Genomic DNA, 22002 nt, shown 5'->3' with positions numbered 1-22002 from the left:
TCGGGGGCATGTTCGACGAACTGGTCGCCGAAGCCGATGCCGTGTCCGTCGACGGCTGGGACTTCTCCTGGCTCGACGGCCGCGCCACCGAGGCCCGTCCCTCGTGGGGTTACCAGCGGCTGCTGGGCGAACGCCTCTCCGGGGTCGAGGCGGGACTCGACCTGGAGACCGGCGGCGGCGAGGTCGTCGACGGCTGCCCGTCCTTGCCACCGTTGATGGCGGCGACCGAGTCGTGGCCACCGAACGTCGCCCGCGCTTCGGCGCGGTTGCGCCCGCGCGGGGTCGTCGTCGTGGCGACCGAGGGAATCCCCTTCGGCGACGACGTGTTCGACCTCGTCTCCAGCCGCCACCCGGTGACGACGGACTGGGCCGGCATCGCGCGAGTCCTGCGTCCCGGCGGTTCGTACTTCTCCCAGCAGGTCGGCCCGGCGAGCGTGTTCGAGCTGGTCGAGTTCTTCCTGGGGCCGCAGCCTGAGTCAGCACGGAACAGCCGCCACCCGGACCACGCCGTCGCTGCGGCCACAGCCGCCGGGCTCGAGATCGTCGACCTGCGCTCGGAGTCGTTGCGCACCGAGTTCTCCGACATCGGCGCGGTGGTCTACTTCCTGCGCAAGGTGATCTGGATGGTCCCGGGGTTCACGGTCGAGCAGTACCGCCCACGGCTGGCGGAGCTGCACGAGAAGATCGAGCGCGAGGGCCCGTTCGTCGCCCACACGACCCGGTTCCTCATCGAGGCCCGGAAGCCTTGACGATCGCCGCTTCGACGCCGTCCAGCAGCAGCTCCAGTCCCGCTTCGAACGACAGCCGCGCCTCGCGCTCCAAGTAAGGCTCGTCCGACGACGACTCATACTCGCCCTCTGAGCCGAGCCGGGACACCGTCGGAAAACGAGCCGTGAGATCCGGGACCAGCTCCCCCAGCAACGCCGACCGCGCGTACCACCAGTCCTCTTCGGACAGTCCCGTCTCGCGGGCCGCTTGGCGGGACTCCGCTGCCGCCTGGACCGAGCCGCGGACGATGTTGAACAGTGCCGACACCACCCACCGGACCCGGGCTAGTGGCAACCCCGTCGCGGCCAGGACTGAAAGCAACGTCTCCTGCACGTGGAACTCCCCCGGCCCGAGCACCGGGCGCGCCGGGGAGACCTGGAGCAGCCACGGGTGCCTCAGGTGCAGGTCCCACAGCTCGTCCGCCAATGCCAAGGCGGCCGAGCGCCAGTCCGGCGAGGGGTACGACGACGGCAGCTCCCCCAGCGTCCGGTCGTACATCAGGTCGACCAGCTCGGTCTTGCCCGGCACGTACGTGTACAGCGCCATCGCCGTGCGGCCGAGCCGCTCGCCCACCGAGCGCATCGACAGCGCTGCCATGCCGTCGGCGTCCGCGATGTCGATCGCCGCCGCGACGATCGCCTCGACGGACAGGCCCGGTTTGGGTCCCGGGCCCGTGCGCGGTGCGACCACGCGCGGCCCCCACAGCAGCTCCATGGACCGCCGGGCGTCGCCCTGACCCGCGAAGACGACCACCTTGCCGACTCCTTACACCCTAAAGTATTGTACGATCGAGAATCACCTTACGCCCTAAAGTATCAAAGAAGGACGGTATGACCTCACCCAGGCGGGCCGCCGACACCCACGACGTGATCGAGGTCCGGGGGGCCCGGGAGAACAACCTGACCGGCGTCGACCTGGACATCCCGAAGCGCCGGCTCACGGTGTTCACCGGCGTGTCCGGCTCCGGCAAGTCATCCCTGGTCTTCGGCACCATCGCGGCCGAGTCCCAGCGGCTGATCAACGAGACCTACAGCGCCTTCCTCCAGTCGTTCATGCCGAGCCTGTCGCGCCCGGACGTCGACCTGCTGGAGAACCTCAGCGCCGCCATCGTCGTCGACCAGGAGCGGATGGGCGCCAACTCGCGCTCCACGGTCGGCACCGCGACCGACGCCTACGCGATGCTGCGGATCGCCTTCTCGCGGCTCGGCGAGCCGTACGTCGGCACGTCGGGCGCCTTCAGCTTCAACCTGCCCGAAGGCATGTGCCCCGCCTGCGAGGGCCTCGGCCGGGTGTCGGACCTCGACGTCACGGCGCTGCTCGACTTCGACAAGTCCCTCAACGACGGCGCGATCCTCGTGCCCGGCTTCACGCCGGACAACTGGTACGTGCAGACCTACCTCGTGTCCGGCTTCTACGACCCGGACGCCAAGATCCGCGACTACACCCCGCAGCAGCTCGAAGACCTGCTGCACAAGGACTCCTGCAAGGTGAAGCTCGGCAAGACCAACGTCACCTACGAGGGTCTCGCGGTGAAGGTCCGGCGGCTCTACCTGCAGAAGGACACCGAGTCGCTGCAACCACGCCTGCGCGCGTTCGTCGAGAAGGCCGCGACCTTCAAGACCTGCGACGCGTGCGGCGGCGCCCGGCTGAACCAGGCCGCGCTCTCGGCGAAGATCGACGGCAAGAACATCGCCGACTGCGCCGCCCTGCAGATCAGCGACCTCGCCGACTTCGTCCGGAACCTCGACGCGCCGTCGATCCGGCCGCTGCTGGGCAACCTGCGTGACACCCTCGACTCGCTGGTCGAGATCGGCCTCGGCTACCTCTCCCTCGACCGCGAATCCGCGACGCTCTCCGGCGGCGAGGCGCAGCGCGTGAAGATGGTGCGGCACCTGGGATCCAGCCTCACCGACGTCACGTACGTCTTCGACGAGCCGACCGTCGGGCTGCACCCGCACGACATCGAGCGGATGAACAACCTCCTGTTGTGCTTGCGGGACAAGGGGAACACGATCCTGGTCGTCGAGCACAAGCCGGAGACCATCCGGATCGCCGACCACGTCGTCGACCTCGGTCCCGGTGCGGGTGCCGACGGCGGCCGGCTCTGCTACACCGGCAGCGTCGACGGCCTGCGCGCGTCCGGCACGCTCACCGGCCGCCACCTCGACCACCGCGTCACGCTGCGGGACGAGATCCGCACGCCGACCGGGCACGTCCCCATCACCGGCGCCAAGCTGCACAACCTGCGTGACGTCAGCGTGGACGTCCCGCTCGGCGTCCTGACCGTGGTCACCGGCGTCGCGGGGTCCGGCAAGAGCTCGCTGATCCACGGCTCCCTGGCCCACCGCGACGACGTCGTCGTGGTCGACCAGTCGGCGATCCGCGGGTCGCGGCGGTCCAACCCGGCGACCTACACCGGCCTGCTCGACCCGATCCGCACGGCGTTCGCCAAGGCCAACGGCGTCAAGGCGAGCCTGTTCAGCGCCAACTCCGAAGGCGCCTGCCCGCGCTGCAAGGGGCTCGGCGTCATCTACACCGACCTGGCGATGATGGCCGGCGTCGCGTCGGTCTGCGAAGAGTGCGAGGGCAAGCGGTTCACGCCCAAGGTGCTGCTGTTCCGGTTGCGGGGCAAGAACATCAGCGAGGTGCTGGCGATGTCCGTCGCCGAGGCACGCGAGTTCTTCCCCGCCGGCACCGCGCGGCGGGTGCTCGACCGCCTCGGCGACGTCGGCCTCGGCTACCTCACGCTCGGGCAGCCGCTCACCACGCTCTCCGGTGGCGAGCGCCAGCGGCTCAAGCTGGCGATCCGGATGGCCGAGAAGGGCTCGACCTACATCCTCGACGAGCCGACGACCGGGCTGCACCTCGCCGACGTCGACCAGCTGCTGGCGCTGCTCGACCGGATCGTCGACGCGGGCAACACGGTGATCGTCATCGAGCACCACCAGGCCGTGATGGCGCACGCCGACTGGCTGATCGACCTCGGTCCCGGCGCCGGGCACGACGGCGGCCGCGTGGTGTTCGAAGGAACCCCGGCCTCACTGGTGGCGGACGCGTCCACGCTCACCGCCCGCCACCTGCGCGAATACCTGGGGAAGCCGTGAACCCGACCGGACTGCTCGAAGTGACGGCGGTGCGGCGGCCGACCCCGCGCACCGTGCGCGTCACGTTCACCGGTGCCGAGGGGTGGGAGGCGTGGCCCGACCAGCAGCTCAAGCTCCTGTTCCCGCCGCCGGGCCGCCCGGTGCGGCTGCCGGCGGGCGACGACGACGTCATGCGCTGGTACCAGGCGTTCCTGGCGATCCCCGAGGACGAGCGGCCGGTGATGCGCAGCTACACCGTGCGCGGCCGCGACCGCGGGACGATCGACGTCGACTTCGTGCTGCACGCCGGCGGCACCGACGGCCCGGCGACGGCGTGGGCCCGGACGGCGGCGCCGGGTGACGTCCTCGGCCGCTACGGCCCGGACGCCGCCTACCGCCGTCCGGTGCCGAAGGCGGACGCGGTGCTGCTGGCCGGGGACGAGACCGCGCTGCCCGCCATCGCCACCCTGCTGTCCGAAGTGGACAACGCAGTGGTGTTCGTGGAGGTCCCCGACGCGGCGGAGGAGCAGCCGCTGCCGGTGCACTGGTTGCACCGGGACGGCGCCGCGCACGGCAGCCGGCTCTTGGAAGCCGTGCGCGGGGCTTCACTTGGACCGGGCTCGGCCGCGTGGCTCGCGGGCGAAGCGGGGATGGTGCGGGCGTTGCGCCGGCACCTCGTGGCCGAGCGGGGGCTCGACAAGGGCGCGATCGAGTTCACCGGCTACTGGCGCCGCGCGCTGACCCAGGACGACGCGCCGACCCCCGAGGACCTGGCCGACGCGCGCGAAAAGCTGGGCGGCTAGTGGCAGACTCGCTTCCGTGCGCACGGAAGAAGCTCTGGCGGCCGCGGGCATCGACCCGGCTTCGGTGGTGGCGAGCGAGGACATCGGCGGCGGTACCTACAACACGGCGATCCGGCTGAAGCTCGCCGAAGGGCAGCGGCTGGTGCTCAAGATCGCGCCGTCCGAGCCGGGCTTGTCCTACGAGCACGACCTGCTGGCCACGGAGGCGGAGTACTACCGGCGCGTTTCCGGCCCGCTGCCGTCCGTCGTCGGGGCCGGGCCGGGGTTCCTGCTGATGACGGAGCTCCCCGGCGTGCCCTGGTCCCAGGTGCCCGACGCCGGCCCGCGGCTGCGGACCGAACTGGGCGGGATCGTCGCCGGGCTGCACAAGGCGACCGGCGACGGGTTCGGCTACCCGCAGGACCCGCCGCACCCGACGTGGCCGGCGGCGTTCACGGCGATGGCCGACGCGATCCTCGCGGACGCCGTCGCGCACGGGGTGCCGCTGCCGCGGCCGGCCGCCGAGATCGCCCACCTGGTGCGCCGCCACGAGCCGCTGCTCGAGCTGGTCACGACACCGATACTGGTGCACTTCGACCTGTGGAACGGCAACATCCTCCTCGACGGCGACCGGGTGTCCGGCATCATCGACGCCGAGCGGGCGTTCTGGGGCGACCCGGTGGCGGAGTTCGTGTCGCTGACGCTGTTCCGCGACCCGGACCGCGAACTGCTGGACGGCTACCGCGCGGCCGGCGGCCCGGCGGAGTTCGGCATGCCGGCGTGGGCGCGGCTCGCGCTGTACCGGGTCTACCTCGACCTGATCATGCTGGTCGAGATGACCCCGCGGAAGGACGACGACGCGGACCGGGCCCGCTTCCTCCGGGCCCGGCTGACCGAGGACCTCGACGCGCTGCGCCGGGCGGTGTGATCACGTCTCGAACCTGCCAGCCCGCAACCCCCTGTCCCGCCTGGGGTCGCGGCATGAGCCGTGACATCGTCCAGCGCGCCTGGCAGGAGTTGGCGAGCGCGTCACCACGTGACCGGCAGGCAGTGCACCCCGTACACCAGCATGTCGTCCTTGAAGGCCAGTTCCTCCACCGGCACCGCGAGCCGCAGTCCCGGGATGCGGCGGTACAGCGTCCCGTAGACCACCTGCAGCTCGACCCGCGCCAGCGTCTGCCCGAGGCACTGGTGCACGCCGTAGCCGAACGCGACGTGGTGGCGGGCCTCGCGCGTCACGTCCAGGCGGTCCGGCTCCGCGAACACCGCGCCGTCGCGGTTGGCCACGTCGCCGGCCGCGATGACGCCCTCGCCCGCGTGGATCACCTCGCCGCCGAGCTCGATGTCCTCGGTCGCCACCCGGCGGCGTCCGGTGTGCGTGATGTTCAAGTAGCGCAACAACTCTTCGACGGCACGGCGAAGCAGGTCCGCGTCGCCGGACCGCACGAGCTCGAGCTGCGCGGGGTTCTCCAGCAGCGCGACCGTGCCGAGGGCGATCATGTTCGCCGTCGTCTCGTGGCCCGCCACCAGGAGCAGCTGGCCCATCGACGCGACGTCCTCGGCGCTCATGCGGCCGGTGGCGTACTGGGAAACCGCCAGCTTGCTCAGGACGTCGTCGCCCGGGTCGGCCGCCTTCTTTTCCACCAGCCCGCCGAGGTAGGCCAGTAGTTCTTCGGTGGCGGTCACGGCTTCTTCGGGAGTGGCCGTCCTCGACACCATCACCTTCGTGATGTCCTGGAACAGCTCCCGGTCCTCGTACGGCACGCCGAGCAGCTCGCAGATCACCAGCGACGGAACCGGCAGCGCGAACGCCGTCACCAGGTCGACCGGCTTCGGGCCGGCCAGCAGCCCGTCGACGAGGTCGTCGACGATGCGCTGGATCGCCGGGCGCAGCGCCTCCATCTTCTTGACGAGGAAGTCGCCGGTCAGCAGGCGCCGCTGCGCCGCGTGCTCGGCACCGTCCATGGTGATGAACGACTTCGCGCGCTTGCGCCGCGCCGCCGAAGCCGCGCTCTGGTGCGGGTAGCCGGGCCGGTCGGAGTCGGCGCTGATCCGCGAGTCGCGCAGGACCGCGCGGACGTCGTCGTAGCGGGTGACCAGCCAGGGCGTGCTGCCGTTCCACAGCCGCACGCGCGAGACCGGCGGCAGTTCGCCGAGTTCGGCGGCAGTTCGCCGAGTTCGGCGGCAGTTCGCCGAGTTCGGCGGGCGGGTCGAAGGGACACCGCCGGGTCATCGGAAACGCGGGCACGCCGTCCACCGGATACCTCCCGGAGCTGCCGGAAATTTACATAGCTATGCTAAGCATCTTCCCGGAACTTCGCCACAGGGCCGATCAGGCGAACACCAGCGACACGAGTTCGTCGACGAACGGCTCCACCAGATCCGCACCGGTCCGGTTGAGCACGCTGTGGAACAGCGCGACCCGCCCGTGCGCCCCGACGAACACCACCGCCGCCGCCCGGCCCGGCGTGACGCGCAGCGCGTGACCGGCCTCGACGCAGCGCTCGAAGCCGGCCGCCAGGCGGTCGATCACGTCCAGCAGCGGGCCTTCCGCCCGGCCGCCGGGCCCGGAACGGGACGCGCCGTTCGCGAGCATCAGCCGGTAATGGCCGGGGTTCTCCATGGCGAACGTGCAGTACGCGTGAATCTGCGCCCTGACCCGGCCGACGACGTCGGTTTCCCCGAGCGTCTCTTCGGCCGCGCGCATCGATTCCGCCAACCGGACGTATTCGTGCTCGAGCAGTCCGCGCACCAATTCCGCACGATCGGAAAAATGCTGGTAGATGCTGGCCGGGGCGATGCCGACCGCCCGCGCCACCCCGCGGATCGTCAGCCCGTCCTCGCCGCCGAGCTCGGCCAGCAACCGGGCGGCCGCCGCCAGGATCTCCCCGCGCAGCCGTTCGCCTTCACCCCAGCGGTTCCTCGTTCGACTGTTTCCGGCTTCGGCTTTCTCCGCCACCCGGACATTCATACGCCCGCTGCCGGGGTGCCCGTATTCCGGGGTCCCGGAGAACCCCGGAATTGTCCGGAAATGATAAATCCGTCGGTCAGGCGAGCGCGGGGTACAGCCCCGAGAGGTCACCCGACAGCCCGGCCCGCACGTTCTTGCTGACGTCGTCGGCCAGAACCTCGAAGCGACCCTGCTCGACGCCGTCCAGGGCGAGCCCGGCCACGACCGCCGGGTCGATCTTCGGGCCGTCGACGTGCTTGGCCATGTCGGTGTCCATGTAGCCGACGTGCAGCGCGGTCACCTGGGTCTTCTGCGCCGCGAGCTCCAGGCGCAGCGCGTTGGTCAGCGACCAGGCCGCCGACTTGGCCGCGGAGTAGGCCGCGACCTGGGGCGCGGTGAACCAGGACAGCACCGACAGCACGTTCAGCACCGCGCCGCCGCCGTTGCGCTCGAGGATCGGCGCGAACTCGCGCGTCACGCCGAGGGTGCCGAAGTAGTGCGTGTCCATCTCCAGCTTGATGTCCTCGAGCGAGCCGCCGAGCAACGACGACCCGGTGGACGAACCGGCGTTGTTGACCAGCAGCGTGACGTCGCCCGCGAGCTTCGCGGCTTCGCGGATCGACTCGGGGTCGGTCACGTCGAGCTTCAGCGGCACCACGCCCGGAAGGTCGATCGACTCCGGGTTGCGCGCGGCGGCGTAGACCTTGGCCGCGCCGCGCTCGAGCAGCGCGGCGGCGAACCGCCGGCCGAGCCCCCGGTTGGCTCCGGTGACCAGTGCCACCGCACCCGTGATCTCCATGACGAGCTCCTCTCGCACCTGGCTTGCTCATTGCAAGCTAGCTGCGGCCGACTGTACGGCGTAGACTTGCTCGGAGCAAGTCAGGTAGGAGGGATCACACTCATGAGCCGCCGCATCACCTGGGAGGGCACCGCGTGCCCGATCGCGCGCGCCGCCGACGTCCTGGCCGAACCGTGGACGCTGCTGATCCTGCGCAACGCCACCGCGGGCACCACCCGGTTCGAGGACTTCCGCGCGCAGCTCGGCATCGCCGACAACGTGCTGACGACCCGGCTGGCGAAGCTCGTCGACCGGGGCCTGCTGACGAAGCTCCCCTACCGCGACGGCGGCCGGACCCGCCACGAGTACCGCTTGACGAAGGCCGGCTCGGACGCGCTGCCGGTCCTGCACGCGCTCGGAGCGTGGGGTGACGCGTACACGTCGTCCGATGACGCGGCCGGTCCGATGCAGCTCGTGCACGTCGGCTGCGGCGCCCTCACCCGCCCGGGCACGACCTGTGACAGCTGCGGGAAACCGCTGGTCAGGGACGATCTGGCGTGGCGCGGATCGCGTCTGCGCGAAGGCACCATCCCGCTGGCGGACCCGGTCGGCTGAGCCGGACGGCGCATCCTTGTATGCGTGGCTGCGCATGTCAACCGGACGAAATGGTTGGTAAATCACCGTTCGCAGCGCAGTACGAAAGTCGGGTCACAAGAGCCGGGCGATTCCGTAAGTTCGACACCCAGCGCGCGCAAACCCGGCAAATTCCCCACGGCAAGGAGTCGTCCCGATGTCCAGGAAGTACCTGCTGCCCGGCGCCGCCGTCGCGCTGGCGATGATCGCGACCCCGCTCACCGCGGCCCCGGCCTTCGCGGCCCCGGCGCAGGCCGAAGCGGCCACGATCGTCTACTACGACACCTCGGACGCCCCCACCTTCCGCGACCAGATCAACGCGGGTGCGGCCAACTGGAACGCGGCCGTGTCGAACGTCAAGCTCCAGGAAAGCTCCTCGGGCGCGACGCTGCACTACACGGAGGGCAACGACCCGCAGGGCTCGTACGCGCAGACGGACGGCCACGGCAGCGGCACGATCTTCATCGACTACACGCAGGCCGAGCAGTACAACCAGACCCGCATCACGGCCCACGAGACGGGCCACGCGCTGGGCCTGCCGGACCACTACGAGGGCCCGTGCTCGGAGCTGATGTCGGGCGGTGGCCCCGGCCCGTCGTGCACCAACGCGAACCCGAACTCGGAAGAGGCTTCGCAGGTGGAATCCCTGTGGGCCAACGGCTTCCGCGCGGCGGCCGCCCAGCAGCACCGGATCTACGAAGTGACCATGCCGGTCAAGTGACCCGCATGTGACGTCGTCGGGGGAGGCCGCACCGGGTACGCCCGGTGCGGCCTTCGCACGTGCGGGAAGGGTCGACACGCGTGATTGGGGAGTCGACTCGCGTGATTGAGGGGTCGACACGACTCCGCGGCCGTGTCGACCCTCCGATCACGCGAGTCGACCCTCCGATCACGCGTGTCGACCCTCCGATCACGCGAGTCGACCCTTGAATCACGCGTGTCGACCTCTGGATCACGTCAGAGGCGGGAGAGCAAGCGGTCCCGCGCCACTTCGAGGTGGTCCGTCATCGCCTTGCGGGCCTTGGCCGCGTTCCCCGCCACCAGTGCGTCCACGATCACCCGGTGCTCGGCGATCGTCTGCTCGCCGAACGGCTGGTTGTAGTTCAGCCGGAAGAAGTGCAGGTGGCAGTGGGTCCGCGCGAACGCCTGCTCGACCGCCACGTTCCCGGCCAGGTGCAGGATCAGCTCGTGCAGCCGCGCGTCGTGGGCCGTCAACGCCTTGTAGTCGCTGTACGCGTCGTCCACCGGGGCCGCCGGGCACGTCGCCAGCTCCGCTTCCAGCGCCGCCACGTTCGCGTCCGACATCGCGGCAGCCGCGCGGGCCGCCGACGGCGGCTCCAGCAGCAGCCGCAGCGAGTACATGTCGTCGACTTCCTTGCGGTTCAGCAGTTCCGTCACGCGGTAGCCGCGCAGCGGGAGCCTGCTGACCAGTTCCTCGGACTCCAACCGGGCCAGCGCTTCACGCACCGGCGTTCCCGACACGCCCAGCTCGCGGGCGATCTCGTCGATGTTGACCCGGGCGCCCGGCTCGATGCCGTCGTTCATGATCAGCGCCCGGATCTGCTCGTAGACGCCGTCGGCCAGCACCTGCCTGCCCGGCAGGGCTTCGAGGCGGCGACCCTCCACCCTGACTCCCCTCACGTGTCGTGACTACAGGCTACTGCTTGCCCAGCACGGCCCGGCTCTTCGACGCCATCTCCGCGAACACGTCGCCGTCGCGCTGGTGGGCGAAGTACGCCTCGAACAGCGGCCGCTCGGCGTCCTGCAGGGCCGCGCCGTTGCCGTAGACGACCGCCGGCACCAGCGTGCCGTCCTTCAGCATCGACGTGAACACCGACAGGTCGACGCCCTGGCTCTTCATCGCGGCAGCCGAGGTGTCCATCGACGCCGGGATCGACGGGAAGAACGTCCCGCTCGCCCCGGCCGCCGACTGGCACTCCGGCGAACCCATGTACGAGACCCACTTCCAGGTCAGGTCCGGGTTCTTGGTGCCGGCCCAGACGTTGTTCCCGTTCGAGTTGGACAGCACCGCGCGCTTGCCGGACGGCCCCAGCACCGTCGGCGCGATCCCGACCTTCAAGGGCAGCTTGGCGAACGTCCCCGCCGTCCACGAACCCGCCGTCTCCATCGCGACCTTGCCCGAGCCGAGCAGGTCGGTGTCGCTGATGCTCGCCTGGCCGCCGGTGGTGAACGTGCCGATCTTCGGCACGAACCCGCGGTCGGCCAGCGACCGCACCCAGCTCAGGGTCTTGGCGAACACCGGGTCGTCATAGGTGAACGTCGTCGGCCACGACTGCTTGTCGGCCATCCGCCAGCCGGTCGTCATGGCGAACGAGCTCCACGTCGACTCGCCGATGAAGTCGCGCGACGCCAGCTGCCCGGTGCCGTAGGTGGCGACGTGGTCCTTGTCGAACCCGGGCTGGTCGCCGCGGACGCCGTTCTTGTCCACGGACAGGTGGGCCGCGACCTTCTCGAACGTCCCGCCGTCGTCGGGGTTCCAGGTCAGCTGCGAGATGTCCGCGGGCGTGTAGCCGGCCTTCGTGATCGCGTCGGTGTTGTAGAACAGGCCGGTCGCGGACCAGTCGAGCGGCAGGCCGTACTGCTTGCCGTCGGTGAACTTCCACGCGTCGACGCCGACGGAGAACCGCTTGAGGTCGAACTTGTCGCGGGCGATCAGGTCGTCCAGCGGCAGCAGCTGGTGCTGGGACGCGTACGCCTGGAAGTACTGGACGCTGTTCTGGAACGCGTCCGGCGCGGTGCCGCCGACGAACCCGGCGGTCAGCTTGGTGAAGTAGTCGTCCACGTTGTACTGCGTGATCTTCACCGTGGTGCCGGGGTTCGCCTTCTCGAACGCCGACGCGCACGTCTGGTAGGCCGCAGCCTGCTTGTCGTCCCAGGTCCACCAGTTCACGGTGGTCCCGCCGCCACTCGCCGAGCCGCCGCCGCAGGCGGCCACCAGCGCTCCGAGGGTCGCCGCCAGTCCGGCGGCGGTGAGCGTGCGCAACTTCATGTCAACTCCAGAATGGGCCGGAATCCTTCAAGCACTGCCTGAACGTCGTCGGGGCCGCCGGCTTCGTGGCCGTTGTACTCCCAGACGGCGAGCTGTTTCTGTCCCTTGTAGACGTGGTAGGCGCCGAACACCGTGGACGGCGGCACGATGCCGTCCATCAGTCCGGCGCTGAACCAGGCCGGTGCCGTCGCGCGCGCGGCGAACCCGACACCGTCGAAATAGGACAGCACGTCGAACACCCGCGAGACGGCGTCGCGGTGGTCGGCCAGATACCGGGACAGTTCGACGTACGGCCGCTCGCCCCCGACCAGGCTGGCGCGCCGGAAGTCGCAGAGGAACGGCGCTTGCGCGTGCAGGGCCGCCACATCCGGGACGAGCCCCGCCGTGGCGAGCGCGATGCCGCCGCCCTGGCTGTTGCCGAGCACCGCGACCCGCGCCGGATCGACCTCCGGCAGCGCGCGCACGGCGTCGACCGCGCGGGCCGCGTCGGTGAAGATCCGCCGGTAGACGTAGGTTTCACGGCTCTCGATGCCGCGCGTCAGGTGGCCCGGGTACGCCGGTCCGCTGCCCACCGGGTCAGGCGTCACCCCGCCTTGGCCGCGCACGTCGACCTGCAGGTGCGCGTACCCGGCGGACGCCCAGGTCAGCTCCTGCAGCGCGCTCCCCCGGCTGCCGCCGTAGCCGTGGAACTGGACGATCGCCGGCAACGGCGCCTCGACGCCGCGCGGGACTCGCAGCCAGGCGCGGATCGGGTGCCCGCCAAAGCCGGCGAACGTCACGTCGAACACGTCGAGCGTCCGCAAGGGCGTGTCCACCGGCGTGCACCGGACGCCGAGGTCGTGCGCCCGGGCTTCGGCGAGGGTCGATGTCCAGAATTCGTCGAAGTCCGGCGGTGCTTCGTAGGTGCTGCGGTACTCCCACAGCGCGTCGAGAGCGAGGTCGGTGAGCATCACAGTCCTTTCAGGACGGTCGATTCGCCGGTCCGCAGCCGCAGCTCGGTCTCCCGGCCGCGATAGCGCACCCGCACCGGCTCGGCCGGGTCGCCCGACAGCCGTCGCACGACGGCGTACCGCAGTTCGCCGTCGCGCCACTCGATGTCGGCCGCGAGCCCGCCACGGCACCGCAGCCCCCGCGCTTCGCCATCCGGCCAGCCCGCGGGCAGCGCGGGGAGCAGGGAAAGCACGCCGTTCTGGCTCTGCAGCACCAGTTCCGCGAGGCCGGCGGGGAAGCCGTAGTTGCCGTCGATCTGGAACGGCGGGTGCGTGCTGAACAGGTTGGGCAGCAGCCCACCCCACTCGGAGCCGTCGACCGGCGCGTCGCGGTGGCGGTCACCGGTGAACGGCTGGACCGCCTCGCCGAGGAGCTTCCGCGCGGTCTCGCCGTCGCCGAGGCGGGCGCGCAGCGCGATCTTCCACGCCCACGACCAGCCCATCGCCCCCGGCCCGCGCCGCTCCAGCACCCGCCGGGCCGCGTCCGCCAGCTTCGGAGTGTCGAGCAGCCCCAGTGGGTACAGCGCGACCAGGTGCGACATGTGCCGGTGCGTCGAGTCCTCCTCAGGCAGATCCGACGCCCACTCCCCCAGCCGGCCATCCGGAAGGACCGGCAGCGGGCGCAGCCGCGGCAGCGCGGCTTCGATCTCCGCGTACAGCGGGTCGTGGACTTCCAGGGCGTTCATCGCGGCGAGACTGCGCTCGAACACCGCCCGGATCAGTGCGACGTCCATCGTCACCGAGTGGGTCAGCGACTCCTTCGTCCCGGTTTCGGAGAGGAACAGGTTCTCCGGGGACGTCGACGGGCACGTCTCGAGGAAGCCGTCTCGTTCCACCAGCCAGTCGAGGCAGAACTCGGCGCAGCCGCGCAGCAACGGCCACGCCGTCTTCTCGAGGAAAGCGCGATCGCGCGTGAAGTCGTAGTGCTCCCAGGCGTGCTGGACCAGCCACGCGCCGCCCAGCTGCCAGAGCGCCCACGACGGGTTGCCGTGGCCCATGCCGACCGGCAGCGCCCAGCCCCACGGGTCGGTGTTGTGGTGGGTCACCCACCCGCGCGCGCCGTACAGCTCGCGCGCGACGTCGGCGCCGGTGACCGCGAGCTTGCCGAGCAGGTCGAACAGCGGGAGGTGGCACTCACCGAGCCCGGTGGTCTCGGCAGCCCAGTAGTTCATCTGGGTGTTGATGTTGACCGTGTAGTTGGACGACCAGGCCGGGCGGAGGTCGTCGTTCCAGATGCCCTGCAGGTTCGCCGGCGGCGCACCCGGCCGGGAGGCGGACGCCAGGAGGTAGCGGCCGTACTGGAACAACACGGTCGCCATCAGCTGTTCGTCCTGACCGGACAGCAGCTCGGCGACGTCGTGGGTGCCGCCCCTTTGCTCGCCGATCCTCAGCGAAGACGCGCCGAGGAGGGGGCGCAGGTCGGCCTCGTGCGCGCGGCGCAGCTCCGCCGTTCCGGTCTCGACGGCCTGTTCGGCCAGAACCGCCGCGCGTCGCCGGTGTTCGTCACGCGTGTGCTGGCGGTCGCCGATCCAGGCGTCGTACGCACTCGTGGAACTGGCCAGGACGATCAGGACGCCGGTTGCCGTCCGGGCGACCCGGACGGCGACCGCGGCGAACGGGTCGTACCCCTCGACGGTCCCGTACCGCAGTGGCTCTTCGACCTGCGGTTCGTGCCGGGGTGCGCCGTCGACCGGGATCTCGATGCCGAGGTCGAGGCCGTCTCGCGACACCTCCCGCAGCGGTGTCGACACGTCGACATCGACGTCGATCTCGCCGGACAGCGCAACACACAGCACCTGTGCGGGCCGGCTCACCCAGGTCGTCCGCTCGACGTCGTGCCCGTCGATGGTCAGGTGCTCGGTCGTGACGCCGTTGTCCAGGTTGAGCGTCCGACCGTGGGAGATGCCTTCGGGCAGCGTCAGCCAGAGGTCGACGTACGGCAGGAACTCCTGGCTGTACGGCCCTTCGAACGTCATCAGGAGTTGTTCGGCGCGCCGGAAGTCCTGCGCGAACACGGCTTCACGCACCTCGGCGAGCCGCTCCGGTCCGGCGTCGATCCTGGCCAGCGCAGCCGCCGGGCCACCCGGGGTGCCGGACCAGACCGTGGCGTCGTTGACCTGGACCCGCGTGCGGCCGGCGCCGCCGAAGACCATCGCACCGAGCCGGCCGTTGCCGACCGGCATGGCCTCGGTCCAATCCGTCGCCGGGTGCGGCCAGGAGAGCAGGAGATCCGTCATTTCAACCCCGTGAAGCCGATGGAATTGACCAGCCGGCGGCCGAACACCACGAACAGCAGCAGCATCGGCAGCGCGGCGACGAGCGTGGCGGCCATCAGGCCGGCCCAGTCCAGCGCCGCCTGCGGCGAGGACTGCTTGAACACCGCGAGCGCCAGCGTCAGCGGGCGGACGGTGTCGTCGTTGGTGACCAGGAGCGGCCACAGGTAGTCGTTCCAGGTGGTGATGAACGTCAGCAGCGCGAGCGTCGCGATCGGGGCGGCGCTCATCGGGAGCACGATCCGGAAGCAGACGCGCAGCGGGCCCGCGCCGTCGATGATCGCGGCCTCCTCGATCTCCGTGCTGAGCCCCTGCATGAACTGGCGCAGGAAGAAGATGTTGAACGCCGAGAAGAACGCCGTCGGCAGGATCATCCCGCCGAAGCTGTTGAGCAGGCCGAGGTCCTTGATCAGCACGAAGTTCGGCAGCAGCGTCAGCACCTGCGGCACCATCAGCGCGGTCAGCAGCACGGCGAACACGGCGTTGCGCCCCTTCCACCGCAGCCGCGAGAACGCGAACGCGGCCAGCGCGGAGAAGAACACCGTGCAGACGGTGAGCAGCACCGCGTAGACGATCGAGTTCCGCAGGGCGGACAGCAGGTCGATCGACGCGGCCGACCCGCCTTGAGCCGCGGCTTCGGCGGGCGAGGCCAGGCCGAGCGCGCGCTTGAACGCACCGAGCGTGAAGCCCACCGGGCCCGGCGACGACGGGTCCGTCGCGAGCGCGTAGTTGTCCGACAGCGCGGTCCGCACGATCCAGTAGAACGGGAAGATCGTGACGACCAGGACGAGCACGAGGTACGCCCAGGCGACGACCCGGCCCGCGGAAATCCGGCGCACGGTCCCTCCTAGGTGGTGTCGGACTCGCCGGCGCGAGCCATCCGGAGCTGGGCGAAGGTGACGGCGGCCAGCAGCACGAACAGGGCCAGCGACATGGTCGCGGCGTAGCCGAAGTCGAACTGGCCGAACGCCTTGTCGTAGATGTACATCTGGAGCACCTTCGACGCGTTCGCCGGACCGCCCTTGGTGGTCACCTGCACGATGTCGAAGATCTGGAACGAGCTGATCACGGTGAGCACCACGACCATCACCAGGATCGGCCGCAGCAGCGGCACGGTGAGGCGGCGGAACATCTGCAGCTCGCTCGCGCCGTCGATCCGGCCGGCTTCGTACACCGTGGACGGAATGGTCTGCAGCCCGGCGAAGATCAGCACCGCGTTGTAGCCCATGGACTTCCAGATGTTGAGCCCCGCGAGCGTCGGCACCGCCCAGCTCCCCGACCCGAAGAACAGCACCGGCTCGCCGGTGAGCTTCGTGATGAGGAGGTTGACGATGCCGAGCTGCGGGTCGAGCATCCACGACCACACGAGCGCGGTGACCACGCCGGAGATGAGGAACGGCAGGATCATCAGCCCGCGGACGGTGGCCGACACCGCGAGCCGGTGCAGGATCACCGCCGTCACCAAGGAGACCAGTACGCCCAGGACCACCGACAGCGCGACGAAGTAGACCGTCACCAGCAGGGAGTGCCAGAACTCGCCGTCTTGGAGGAGCTCCTGGAAGTTCCCCAGGCCGATCCAGCGCGGCTCGGTGAGGACGTGGAACTCGGTGAAGCTGAGGTAGAGCCCGCGCAGGGTCGGGTAGGCGAAGAACACCGCGAACCCGCCGAGCGCGGGGCTGATGAGCAGCCACGCGATCGGCGCGTCCCGGCCCCTAGACGGTGATCTTGTCGACGTCATAGACGTAGCCGGCCTGGTTGCCGATCTGGACGGTGTTGGCCCCGGCCTGCAGGTACACCGGGACGGTCACGGTCTGGGGCGTGTTCCAGTCGTCGTCGTTGCTGCCGGCGACCGGCAGCGGGAACGACGTCCCGTTGACCGTGACGATGCCGGTGCGGCTGGAGTCGCCGTCCACATAGGACAACTGCAGGAGGTAGGTGCCGGCCTTGGCGGTCGTCACCGTCGGCAGGACGACGTAGCCGCTGCCGCCCAGGTAGCCGACCTTCTTGCCGTTGCTGCACGCGCAGTCGTAGACGGTCGCGCCGCCCTGCGGGGTGCCGTTCTCGGCTTCGTACGCTCTGGGTCCGTCGGCGCTCGGCGTGGTCGCGCTGATCTTTTTGCTGGGCGCGGACGGCTTCCCGTGGCGCTGGTTCGCGACGACCGTGAAGTCGTAGCTCGTCGACGGCTTGAGGCCGGTGACCGTCGTGCTCGGTCCGGTGGCCGTCGTGGCTTTGCGGCCGTTGACGAAGACGTCGTAGCTCTGCGCGCCCTTCGAGGCGTCCCAGGCGAGCGAGACGCTGGTGCCGGTGACCGCGGTGCCGTGCACGACCGCCGGGGCTTGAAGCGCGGTGCGGTCGCGGGGCGTCACCTTGAACAGGCGTGAACCGTGCACCGGCAGGTCGCCGGACGCGGTGTCGACGTTCTTGTGCGCCCAGAGGTCCCGGATCTCGGCCGGGCCGGAGATGCCGAGCTGCGCGAGGTCCGCGGTGACGCGCGCCGGCGTCGCGGCGAGGTTGAACAGCGCCACCGTGTAGCTGCCGTCGGCGTTGCGGTTGTACCAGACCTGCTGGTCGGTCGTCTGGCTCACCGGCTTGGCGGGGACACCAGCCTGGTTGAGCGCGATGACCTCGTCGTTGGTCAGGAGCTTGACGCCGTAGTCGTCGAGCTGGGTCAGGTCGTCACCGATGTAGAGCGGCGCGGCTTCGATCGCCCAGAGCGTCATGTAACTCTGGCGCTCGGCCGGGGTGAGGCCGTCCATCTTGCCGCTGCCGACGTCGAGGGAGTCGAGGTTGTTCCAGTGGCCGGGGCCGGCGTCGGGGATCCACTGCACGACGTCGTTCCAGCGCTGCTTGACCGAGTTGTTCCAGGTCACGAGCGTGTCGCAGTAGCACTCGACGTCGGTGTCGACGCGCCAGCCGTTGGTGTTGGCCGTCCAGACGTCGGCCTGGCGGTGGCTGAGCGCCCAGGAGACGACGAACTCCATCGGGCGGCCGGTCTTGGCGATGGCCTTGTGCCAGGCCTCGACGTCGGAGGTGTTGGTGTAGTTCTCGCCGCCCTTGAAGGAGCCGGGGCCGACGCCGTCGAGCTTGAGGAAGTCGACGCCCCAGCCGGCCAGCAGCTGCGCCACCGAGTCCACGTAGGACTGGGCGCACGGGTTCGTGAAGTCGATCTTGTAGGCGGAGTCCCAGCCGTTGGTCTTGCGCAGGTCGGGGTAGACGAGGTCCTTGGTGTGGCAGTTCGTGGTGCCCGCGATCGGGGAGTTGCCGTCGTTGTAGGCCTTGAGGTCGACGCCCACGGCCAGGTAGGAGCCGAGCTTCAGGCCCTTCTTGTGGACGTAGTCGGCGACGTACTTCATGCCGTCCGGGAACGTCGTGGGGTTGACGACCGGGCGGGCGTACTGATCGAAGGCGTTGGACCAGCCGGCGTCGATGTTGACGTAGGTGTAGCCGTGCTGCTTGAACTTCGCGGCGAGGACGTCGGCCTGCTGGAGGACGTGCTGCTCGGTGAGCCAGCTCGCGGCGCCGGTCGGGTTGACGCCCGGGTAGTTCGTCGACTCGAGGCTCCAGCTGCTCCAGCCCATGTAGGGCTTCTGAGCGACTGGCTTCGGCGCTTCCGGCTGGGCGTCCGCGGTGGGGGCCGTGAGCAGGCCCGCGATCACCGTCAGTCCGGCGAGGACACCCAGGGCCCGTCTGCCGCGTGCGGCCATGACCACTCCTTTGAGGTCGGTAGACATCGGAGGACCACAGCTCGGCTGGCCTGAACCATGGATCCTATAGGATCGACGACTGGAGATTCTGGCTGCTGGAGTTCGCGGATGTCAACGGCTTCGCCGGACAGAGATCGGACGAATCCGCACTGTCGGGGGTGGCGGTTAGGTTCGAGGCATGCTGACCACGCTGGCTGTCGAGAACTACCGCTCGCTGCGCGACCTGGTGCTGCCGCTGTCCGGGCTGACCGTCGTCACGGGGCCGAACGGCAGCGGCAAGTCGAGCCTGTACCGGGCGTTGCGGCTGCTGGCGGACGCGTCCCGCAACGGCGCGGTGGCGGCGCTGGCGCGCGAAGGCGGGCTGCCGTCGACGCTGTGGGCGGGGCCGGAGAACGGGGTACGCCCGGGTGCGCGCGTCCAGGGCACGGTGCGGACGAAGCCGGTCGGGCTCCGGCTGGGGTTCGCGGGCGATGAGTTCGGCTACGCGCTCGACCTGGGGCTGCCGGTGCCGGAGCGGGAGACGGTGTTCAACCTGGACCCGGAGTTCAAGCAGGAGGCGGTGTGGTCGGGGCCGGTGTTGCGGCCGGCGTCGCTGCTGGCCGACCGCGCGGGGCCGTCGGTGCGCACGCGGGTCGCGTCCGGCGGGTGGGGCCCGGACGTCCACCGGATCCGGCTGTCGGACAGCATACTGAGCGAGTTCGCGGACCCGCGGGCGTGCCCGGAGCTGCTGGTGGTCCGCGAGCGCATCCGGTCGTGGCGGTTCTACGACCACTTCCGCACGGACGCGTCGGCCCCTGCCCGCCGGTCAGTGGTGGGAACACGCACGTTCGTGCTGTCCCACGACGGCGCGGACCTGGCGGCGGCACTGCAGACGATCATCGAGATCGGCCGGGCGTCGGAGCTGGCTTCGCTGGTGGACGCGGCGTTCCCGGGTTCCCGGCTTTCGGTGGTCTCCCAGGACGGCCTGCTGTCGGTCCGCTTCCACCAGCACGGATTGCTGCGGCCGTTGTCGGCGGCGGAGCTGTCGGACGGGACGCTGCGGTACCTGCTGTGGGTGGCGGCGTTGCTGACCCCGCGGCCCCCGGAACTGCTGGTGCTGAACGAGCCGGAGACTTCGCTGCACCCGGACCTGCTCCCGGCGTTGGCCGTGTTGATCGCGACGGCGGCGAAGGAGACCCAGCTGGTGGTGGTTTCGCACGCTTCGCCGTTGATCCGGGCTCTCTCGGAGGTCGCGGACGTCGGGGCTTTGGAGCTGGAGAAGGAGGGCGGGGAGACAAAGCTGGTCGGCCAAGGCCGCCTGGACAGGCCTTCCTGGCACTGGCCCAAGCGGTAGCTCACGTACCTGGAGGGTCGGCTCACGTACCCAGGCAGTCGGTTCGCGTACCTGGAGGGTCGGTTGGTGAGCCGACTGTCCAGGTACGCGAGTCGTCCGCCTGGGTACGCGAGTTGGCGTTCCGGGTACGCGTTGGCTCGGGTCCAACGGCCCTGGTGAGCTTGGCCGGGCGGGCGGAGGGTGGGTGGATCGTCCGCCGCGCCCGAAAGTTCCGATCATGCGTTACTTCGCCACTGCCGCTGGGGTGCTGGCCGCCGCTGTGTTGGTCGGCGGCTGCACGGCCGCGCCCAAAGCGCAAACTCCGCAGCCGGTTCCGACCACCGTCACCGCCGAGCCCGTGACCGCCACCGTCACCACGACCGAAACCGTGCCCACGACGGTGACCAGCGTGGTCACCAAGGCGAACGCCGCACCCAAAACCACCCGACCCAAGGCCGAGGACTGCCAGACCGGCGGCTGCCTGAACGCCGCCAGGGGGATGAGCCAGGAGGACGTCGACCGCGAGCGGGATGCCTGGCTCGCCACCCACCCCGGCTGGTGCGCCGTCGGAACCACCGGTGCCGTCGCGCCCTGCTGAACCTCAGCGGCCCTTGGTGCTCTCCCGGATCTCCAGCGCGAACGGTGTCTGGATGTCCTGCGCCGGCGATGTCTTGTCGCCCGTGATCCTCCGGTGCACCAAATCGATCGCCGCTTCCGCCAATGCCGTCTTGTCCGGGGCGATCGTCGTCAACGCCGGGAGCGAGAACGCGCTCTCCTCGTTGTTGTCGAACCCCACGATCGCCACGTCCTCCGGCACCCGCAGCCCCAGCTCCGCCACCGCCCGGAGAGCGCCGATCGCCAGCAGGTCGTTGAAGCAGAACACCGCATCGGGCGGCGAAGGCAGCGCCAGCAACGATCGCATCGCCGCCGCCCCCACCGATCGGTGCCACTTCTCCGCCGGTGCCACCAACGCGTCCGAATAGGACAGTCCCGCCGACGACAAGGCCGCCCGGTACCCCGCCAGCCGCTGGGAAGACGTCCCACGAGCCGGATTGCGTCCGATCGCCGCGATCCGCGTCCGGCCCAACGATGCCAAATGGGACACCGCCGTCTGCGCCGCCAGGACGTTGTCGATCGCCACGTGGTCGATCGGGACGTCCACCGCGTGCTCGCCCAGCATCACGAGCGGGATCTCGCCCGGGGACGGGAAGTCCGCCGCCTCCAGTGCTTCCGGGTGCACCAATGCCCCGTCCACCAGGTGCGGCCCCAGCGACGACAGCGTCTCGCGCTCCCGGGACCTGGTCCCCTGCGTCTGCTCGATCAGGACGCTCCAGCCGCGCTTCTGCGCCGCCGTGATGACCAGGCCCGCCAGCTCGCCGAAGTACGGGATCGACAGCTCCGGCACCATCAGCGCCAGGAACCCCGTGCGGCCACGACGCAGGTTGCGCGCCCCGACGTTCGGCCGGTAGCCGGTCGCGGCCAGGGCTTCCTCGACCCGCCGCCGGTTCTCCGGCTTGACGAAGGCGTAGCCGTTCACCACGTTCGACACCGTCTTCACCGACACTCCGGCGAGCGTGGCGACGTCCTTGAGCGTCACGGTCACGGGCGGCTCCTTCTCAGCTGGTGAGCACGAAGCATAGCGACAATTTGCCGGTTTACAACGTTGTTCCAACGATGTAAAAAGTACCTCAAGGCTCCCGCGGTGACTCCGATCACCCCG

20 protein-coding genes are annotated in these 22002 nt (G+C 70.1%); 8 read left to right on the top strand and 12 right to left on the bottom strand.

Annotated elements, in window-relative coordinates:
• Positions 1 to 8 precede the first annotated feature (8 nt).
• The gene (locus QSK39_RS51065) at positions 9 to 749 is read left to right on the top strand and encodes a methyltransferase domain-containing protein (RefSeq protein WP_285485093.1); all 741 of its coding nucleotides are present in this window, start codon (positions 9 to 11) and stop codon (positions 747 to 749) included.
• Here QSK39_RS51065 and QSK39_RS51060 read toward each other — a convergent pair.
• Positions 727 to 1521, bottom strand: a complete 795-nt coding sequence (locus QSK39_RS51060; protein ID WP_285485092.1) for a TetR/AcrR family transcriptional regulator C-terminal domain-containing protein — start codon at positions 1519 to 1521, stop codon at positions 727 to 729. The genes QSK39_RS51065 and QSK39_RS51060 overlap by 23 nt on opposite strands.
• Before the next feature lie 77 nt (positions 1522 to 1598).
• Between QSK39_RS51060 and QSK39_RS51055 the strand changes: the two genes are divergently transcribed.
• The 3 genes from QSK39_RS51055 to QSK39_RS51045 are packed head-to-tail and all read left to right on the top strand — an operon-like array spanning position 1599 to position 5561.
• Positions 1599 to 3872 (top strand): ATP-binding cassette domain-containing protein, encoded by a 2274-nt coding sequence (locus QSK39_RS51055; protein WP_285485091.1) that lies wholly within the window; start codon positions 1599 to 1601, stop codon positions 3870 to 3872.
• Positions 3869 to 4654, top strand: a complete 786-nt coding sequence (locus tag QSK39_RS51050) for a siderophore-interacting protein (protein WP_285485090.1) — start codon at positions 3869 to 3871, stop codon at positions 4652 to 4654. Before QSK39_RS51055 ends, QSK39_RS51050 begins: the two co-directional genes overlap by 4 nt.
• 16 nt (positions 4655 to 4670) lie before the next feature.
• Entirely contained in the window at positions 4671 to 5561 is an 891-nt protein-coding gene (locus QSK39_RS51045; protein WP_285485089.1) for an aminoglycoside phosphotransferase family protein, read from the top strand.
• Between the two features lie 101 nt (positions 5562 to 5662).
• Here QSK39_RS51045 and QSK39_RS51040 read toward each other — a convergent pair whose 3' ends face one another.
• From QSK39_RS51040 to QSK39_RS51030, 3 genes are all read right to left on the bottom strand, one after another.
• Positions 5663 to 6763, bottom strand: coding sequence for a cytochrome P450 (locus tag QSK39_RS51040; RefSeq protein WP_502873391.1), 1101 nt, complete (start codon positions 6761 to 6763; stop codon positions 5663 to 5665).
• Between the two features lie 202 nt (positions 6764 to 6965).
• Positions 6966 to 7529, bottom strand: coding sequence for a TetR/AcrR family transcriptional regulator (locus QSK39_RS51035; protein ID WP_350310738.1), 564 nt, complete (start codon positions 7527 to 7529; stop codon positions 6966 to 6968).
• Between the two features lie 151 nt (positions 7530 to 7680).
• Positions 7681 to 8382 carry an SDR family oxidoreductase gene (locus QSK39_RS51030; protein WP_285485087.1) on the bottom strand — a complete coding sequence of 234 codons (702 nt, stop codon included), beginning with the start codon at positions 8380 to 8382 and terminating at the stop codon, positions 7681 to 7683.
• A 102-nt stretch (positions 8383 to 8484) separates the two neighbouring features.
• On the opposite strand from QSK39_RS51030, the gene QSK39_RS51025 reads away from it, so the two are divergent.
• Positions 8485 to 8976, top strand: a complete 492-nt coding sequence (locus QSK39_RS51025) for a winged helix-turn-helix transcriptional regulator (RefSeq protein ID WP_285485086.1) — start codon at positions 8485 to 8487, stop codon at positions 8974 to 8976.
• 175 nt (positions 8977 to 9151) lie between these two features.
• Positions 9152 to 9715 carry a snapalysin family zinc-dependent metalloprotease gene (locus QSK39_RS51020; RefSeq protein WP_285485085.1) on the top strand — a complete coding sequence of 188 codons (564 nt, stop codon included), beginning with the start codon at positions 9152 to 9154 and terminating at the stop codon, positions 9713 to 9715.
• 236 nt (positions 9716 to 9951) lie between these two features.
• Here the strand turns inward: QSK39_RS51020 and QSK39_RS51015 are convergent, their stop codons facing one another.
• From QSK39_RS51015 to QSK39_RS50985, 7 genes are read right to left on the bottom strand one after another with little or no spacing between them, the layout of a single operon-like run.
• A complete protein-coding gene (locus QSK39_RS51015; RefSeq protein WP_285485084.1) occupies positions 9952 to 10620 on the bottom strand; it encodes a GntR family transcriptional regulator in 669 nt (222 codons plus the stop codon).
• Between the two features lie 31 nt (positions 10621 to 10651).
• A complete protein-coding gene (locus QSK39_RS51010; RefSeq protein ID WP_285485083.1) occupies positions 10652 to 12004 on the bottom strand; it encodes an ABC transporter substrate-binding protein in 1353 nt (450 codons plus the stop codon).
• Complete coding sequence (locus QSK39_RS51005) at positions 12001 to 12954, bottom strand: acetylxylan esterase (RefSeq protein ID WP_285485082.1); 954 nt, start codon at positions 12952 to 12954, stop codon at positions 12001 to 12003. Before QSK39_RS51005 ends, QSK39_RS51010 begins: the two co-directional genes overlap by 4 nt.
• Positions 12954 to 15230, bottom strand: coding sequence for a glycosyl hydrolase family 95 catalytic domain-containing protein (locus QSK39_RS51000; RefSeq protein WP_285485081.1), 2277 nt, complete (start codon positions 15228 to 15230; stop codon positions 12954 to 12956). Before QSK39_RS51000 ends, QSK39_RS51005 begins: the two co-directional genes overlap by 1 nt.
• Positions 15227 to 16105: a carbohydrate ABC transporter permease gene (locus QSK39_RS50995; RefSeq protein ID WP_285485080.1), complete on the bottom strand. Its 879-nt coding sequence runs from the start codon at positions 16103 to 16105 to the stop codon at positions 15227 to 15229. Before QSK39_RS50995 ends, QSK39_RS51000 begins: the two co-directional genes overlap by 4 nt.
• Positions 16106 to 16113: 8 nt before the next feature.
• On the bottom strand, positions 16114 to 17004 hold the full coding sequence (locus tag QSK39_RS50990; protein ID WP_285485079.1) for a carbohydrate ABC transporter permease: 891 nt from the start codon (positions 17002 to 17004) through the stop codon (positions 16114 to 16116).
• A complete protein-coding gene (locus tag QSK39_RS50985) occupies positions 16979 to 18970 on the bottom strand; it encodes a fibronectin type III domain-containing protein (RefSeq protein ID WP_285485078.1) in 1992 nt (663 codons plus the stop codon). The genes QSK39_RS50990 and QSK39_RS50985 overlap by 26 nt, the downstream gene beginning before the upstream one ends.
• Before the next feature lie 178 nt (positions 18971 to 19148).
• Here QSK39_RS50985 and QSK39_RS50980 point away from each other — a divergent pair, with 178 nt between their 5' ends.
• Both QSK39_RS50980 and QSK39_RS50975 read left to right on the top strand, forming a co-directional pair.
• Positions 19149 to 20303, top strand: a complete 1155-nt coding sequence (locus tag QSK39_RS50980) for an AAA family ATPase (protein WP_285485077.1) — start codon at positions 19149 to 19151, stop codon at positions 20301 to 20303.
• Positions 20304 to 20520: 217 nt separating this feature from the next.
• Positions 20521 to 20880: a hypothetical protein gene (locus QSK39_RS50975; RefSeq protein WP_285485076.1), complete on the top strand. Its 360-nt coding sequence runs from the start codon at positions 20521 to 20523 to the stop codon at positions 20878 to 20880.
• Positions 20881 to 20883: 3 nt separating this feature from the next.
• Here the strand turns inward: QSK39_RS50975 and QSK39_RS50970 are convergent, their stop codons facing one another.
• Positions 20884 to 21885, bottom strand: a complete 1002-nt coding sequence (locus QSK39_RS50970) for a LacI family DNA-binding transcriptional regulator (protein WP_285485075.1) — start codon at positions 21883 to 21885, stop codon at positions 20884 to 20886.
• Positions 21886 to 22002 lie beyond the last annotated feature (117 nt).

It is taken from the genome of Amycolatopsis sp. NBRC 101858 (assembly GCF_030269325.1).
Lineage (GTDB): Bacteria > Actinomycetota > Actinomycetes > Mycobacteriales > Pseudonocardiaceae > Amycolatopsis > Amycolatopsis ponsaeliensis.
This window is presented reverse-complemented; position numbering and strand designations above follow the sequence as displayed.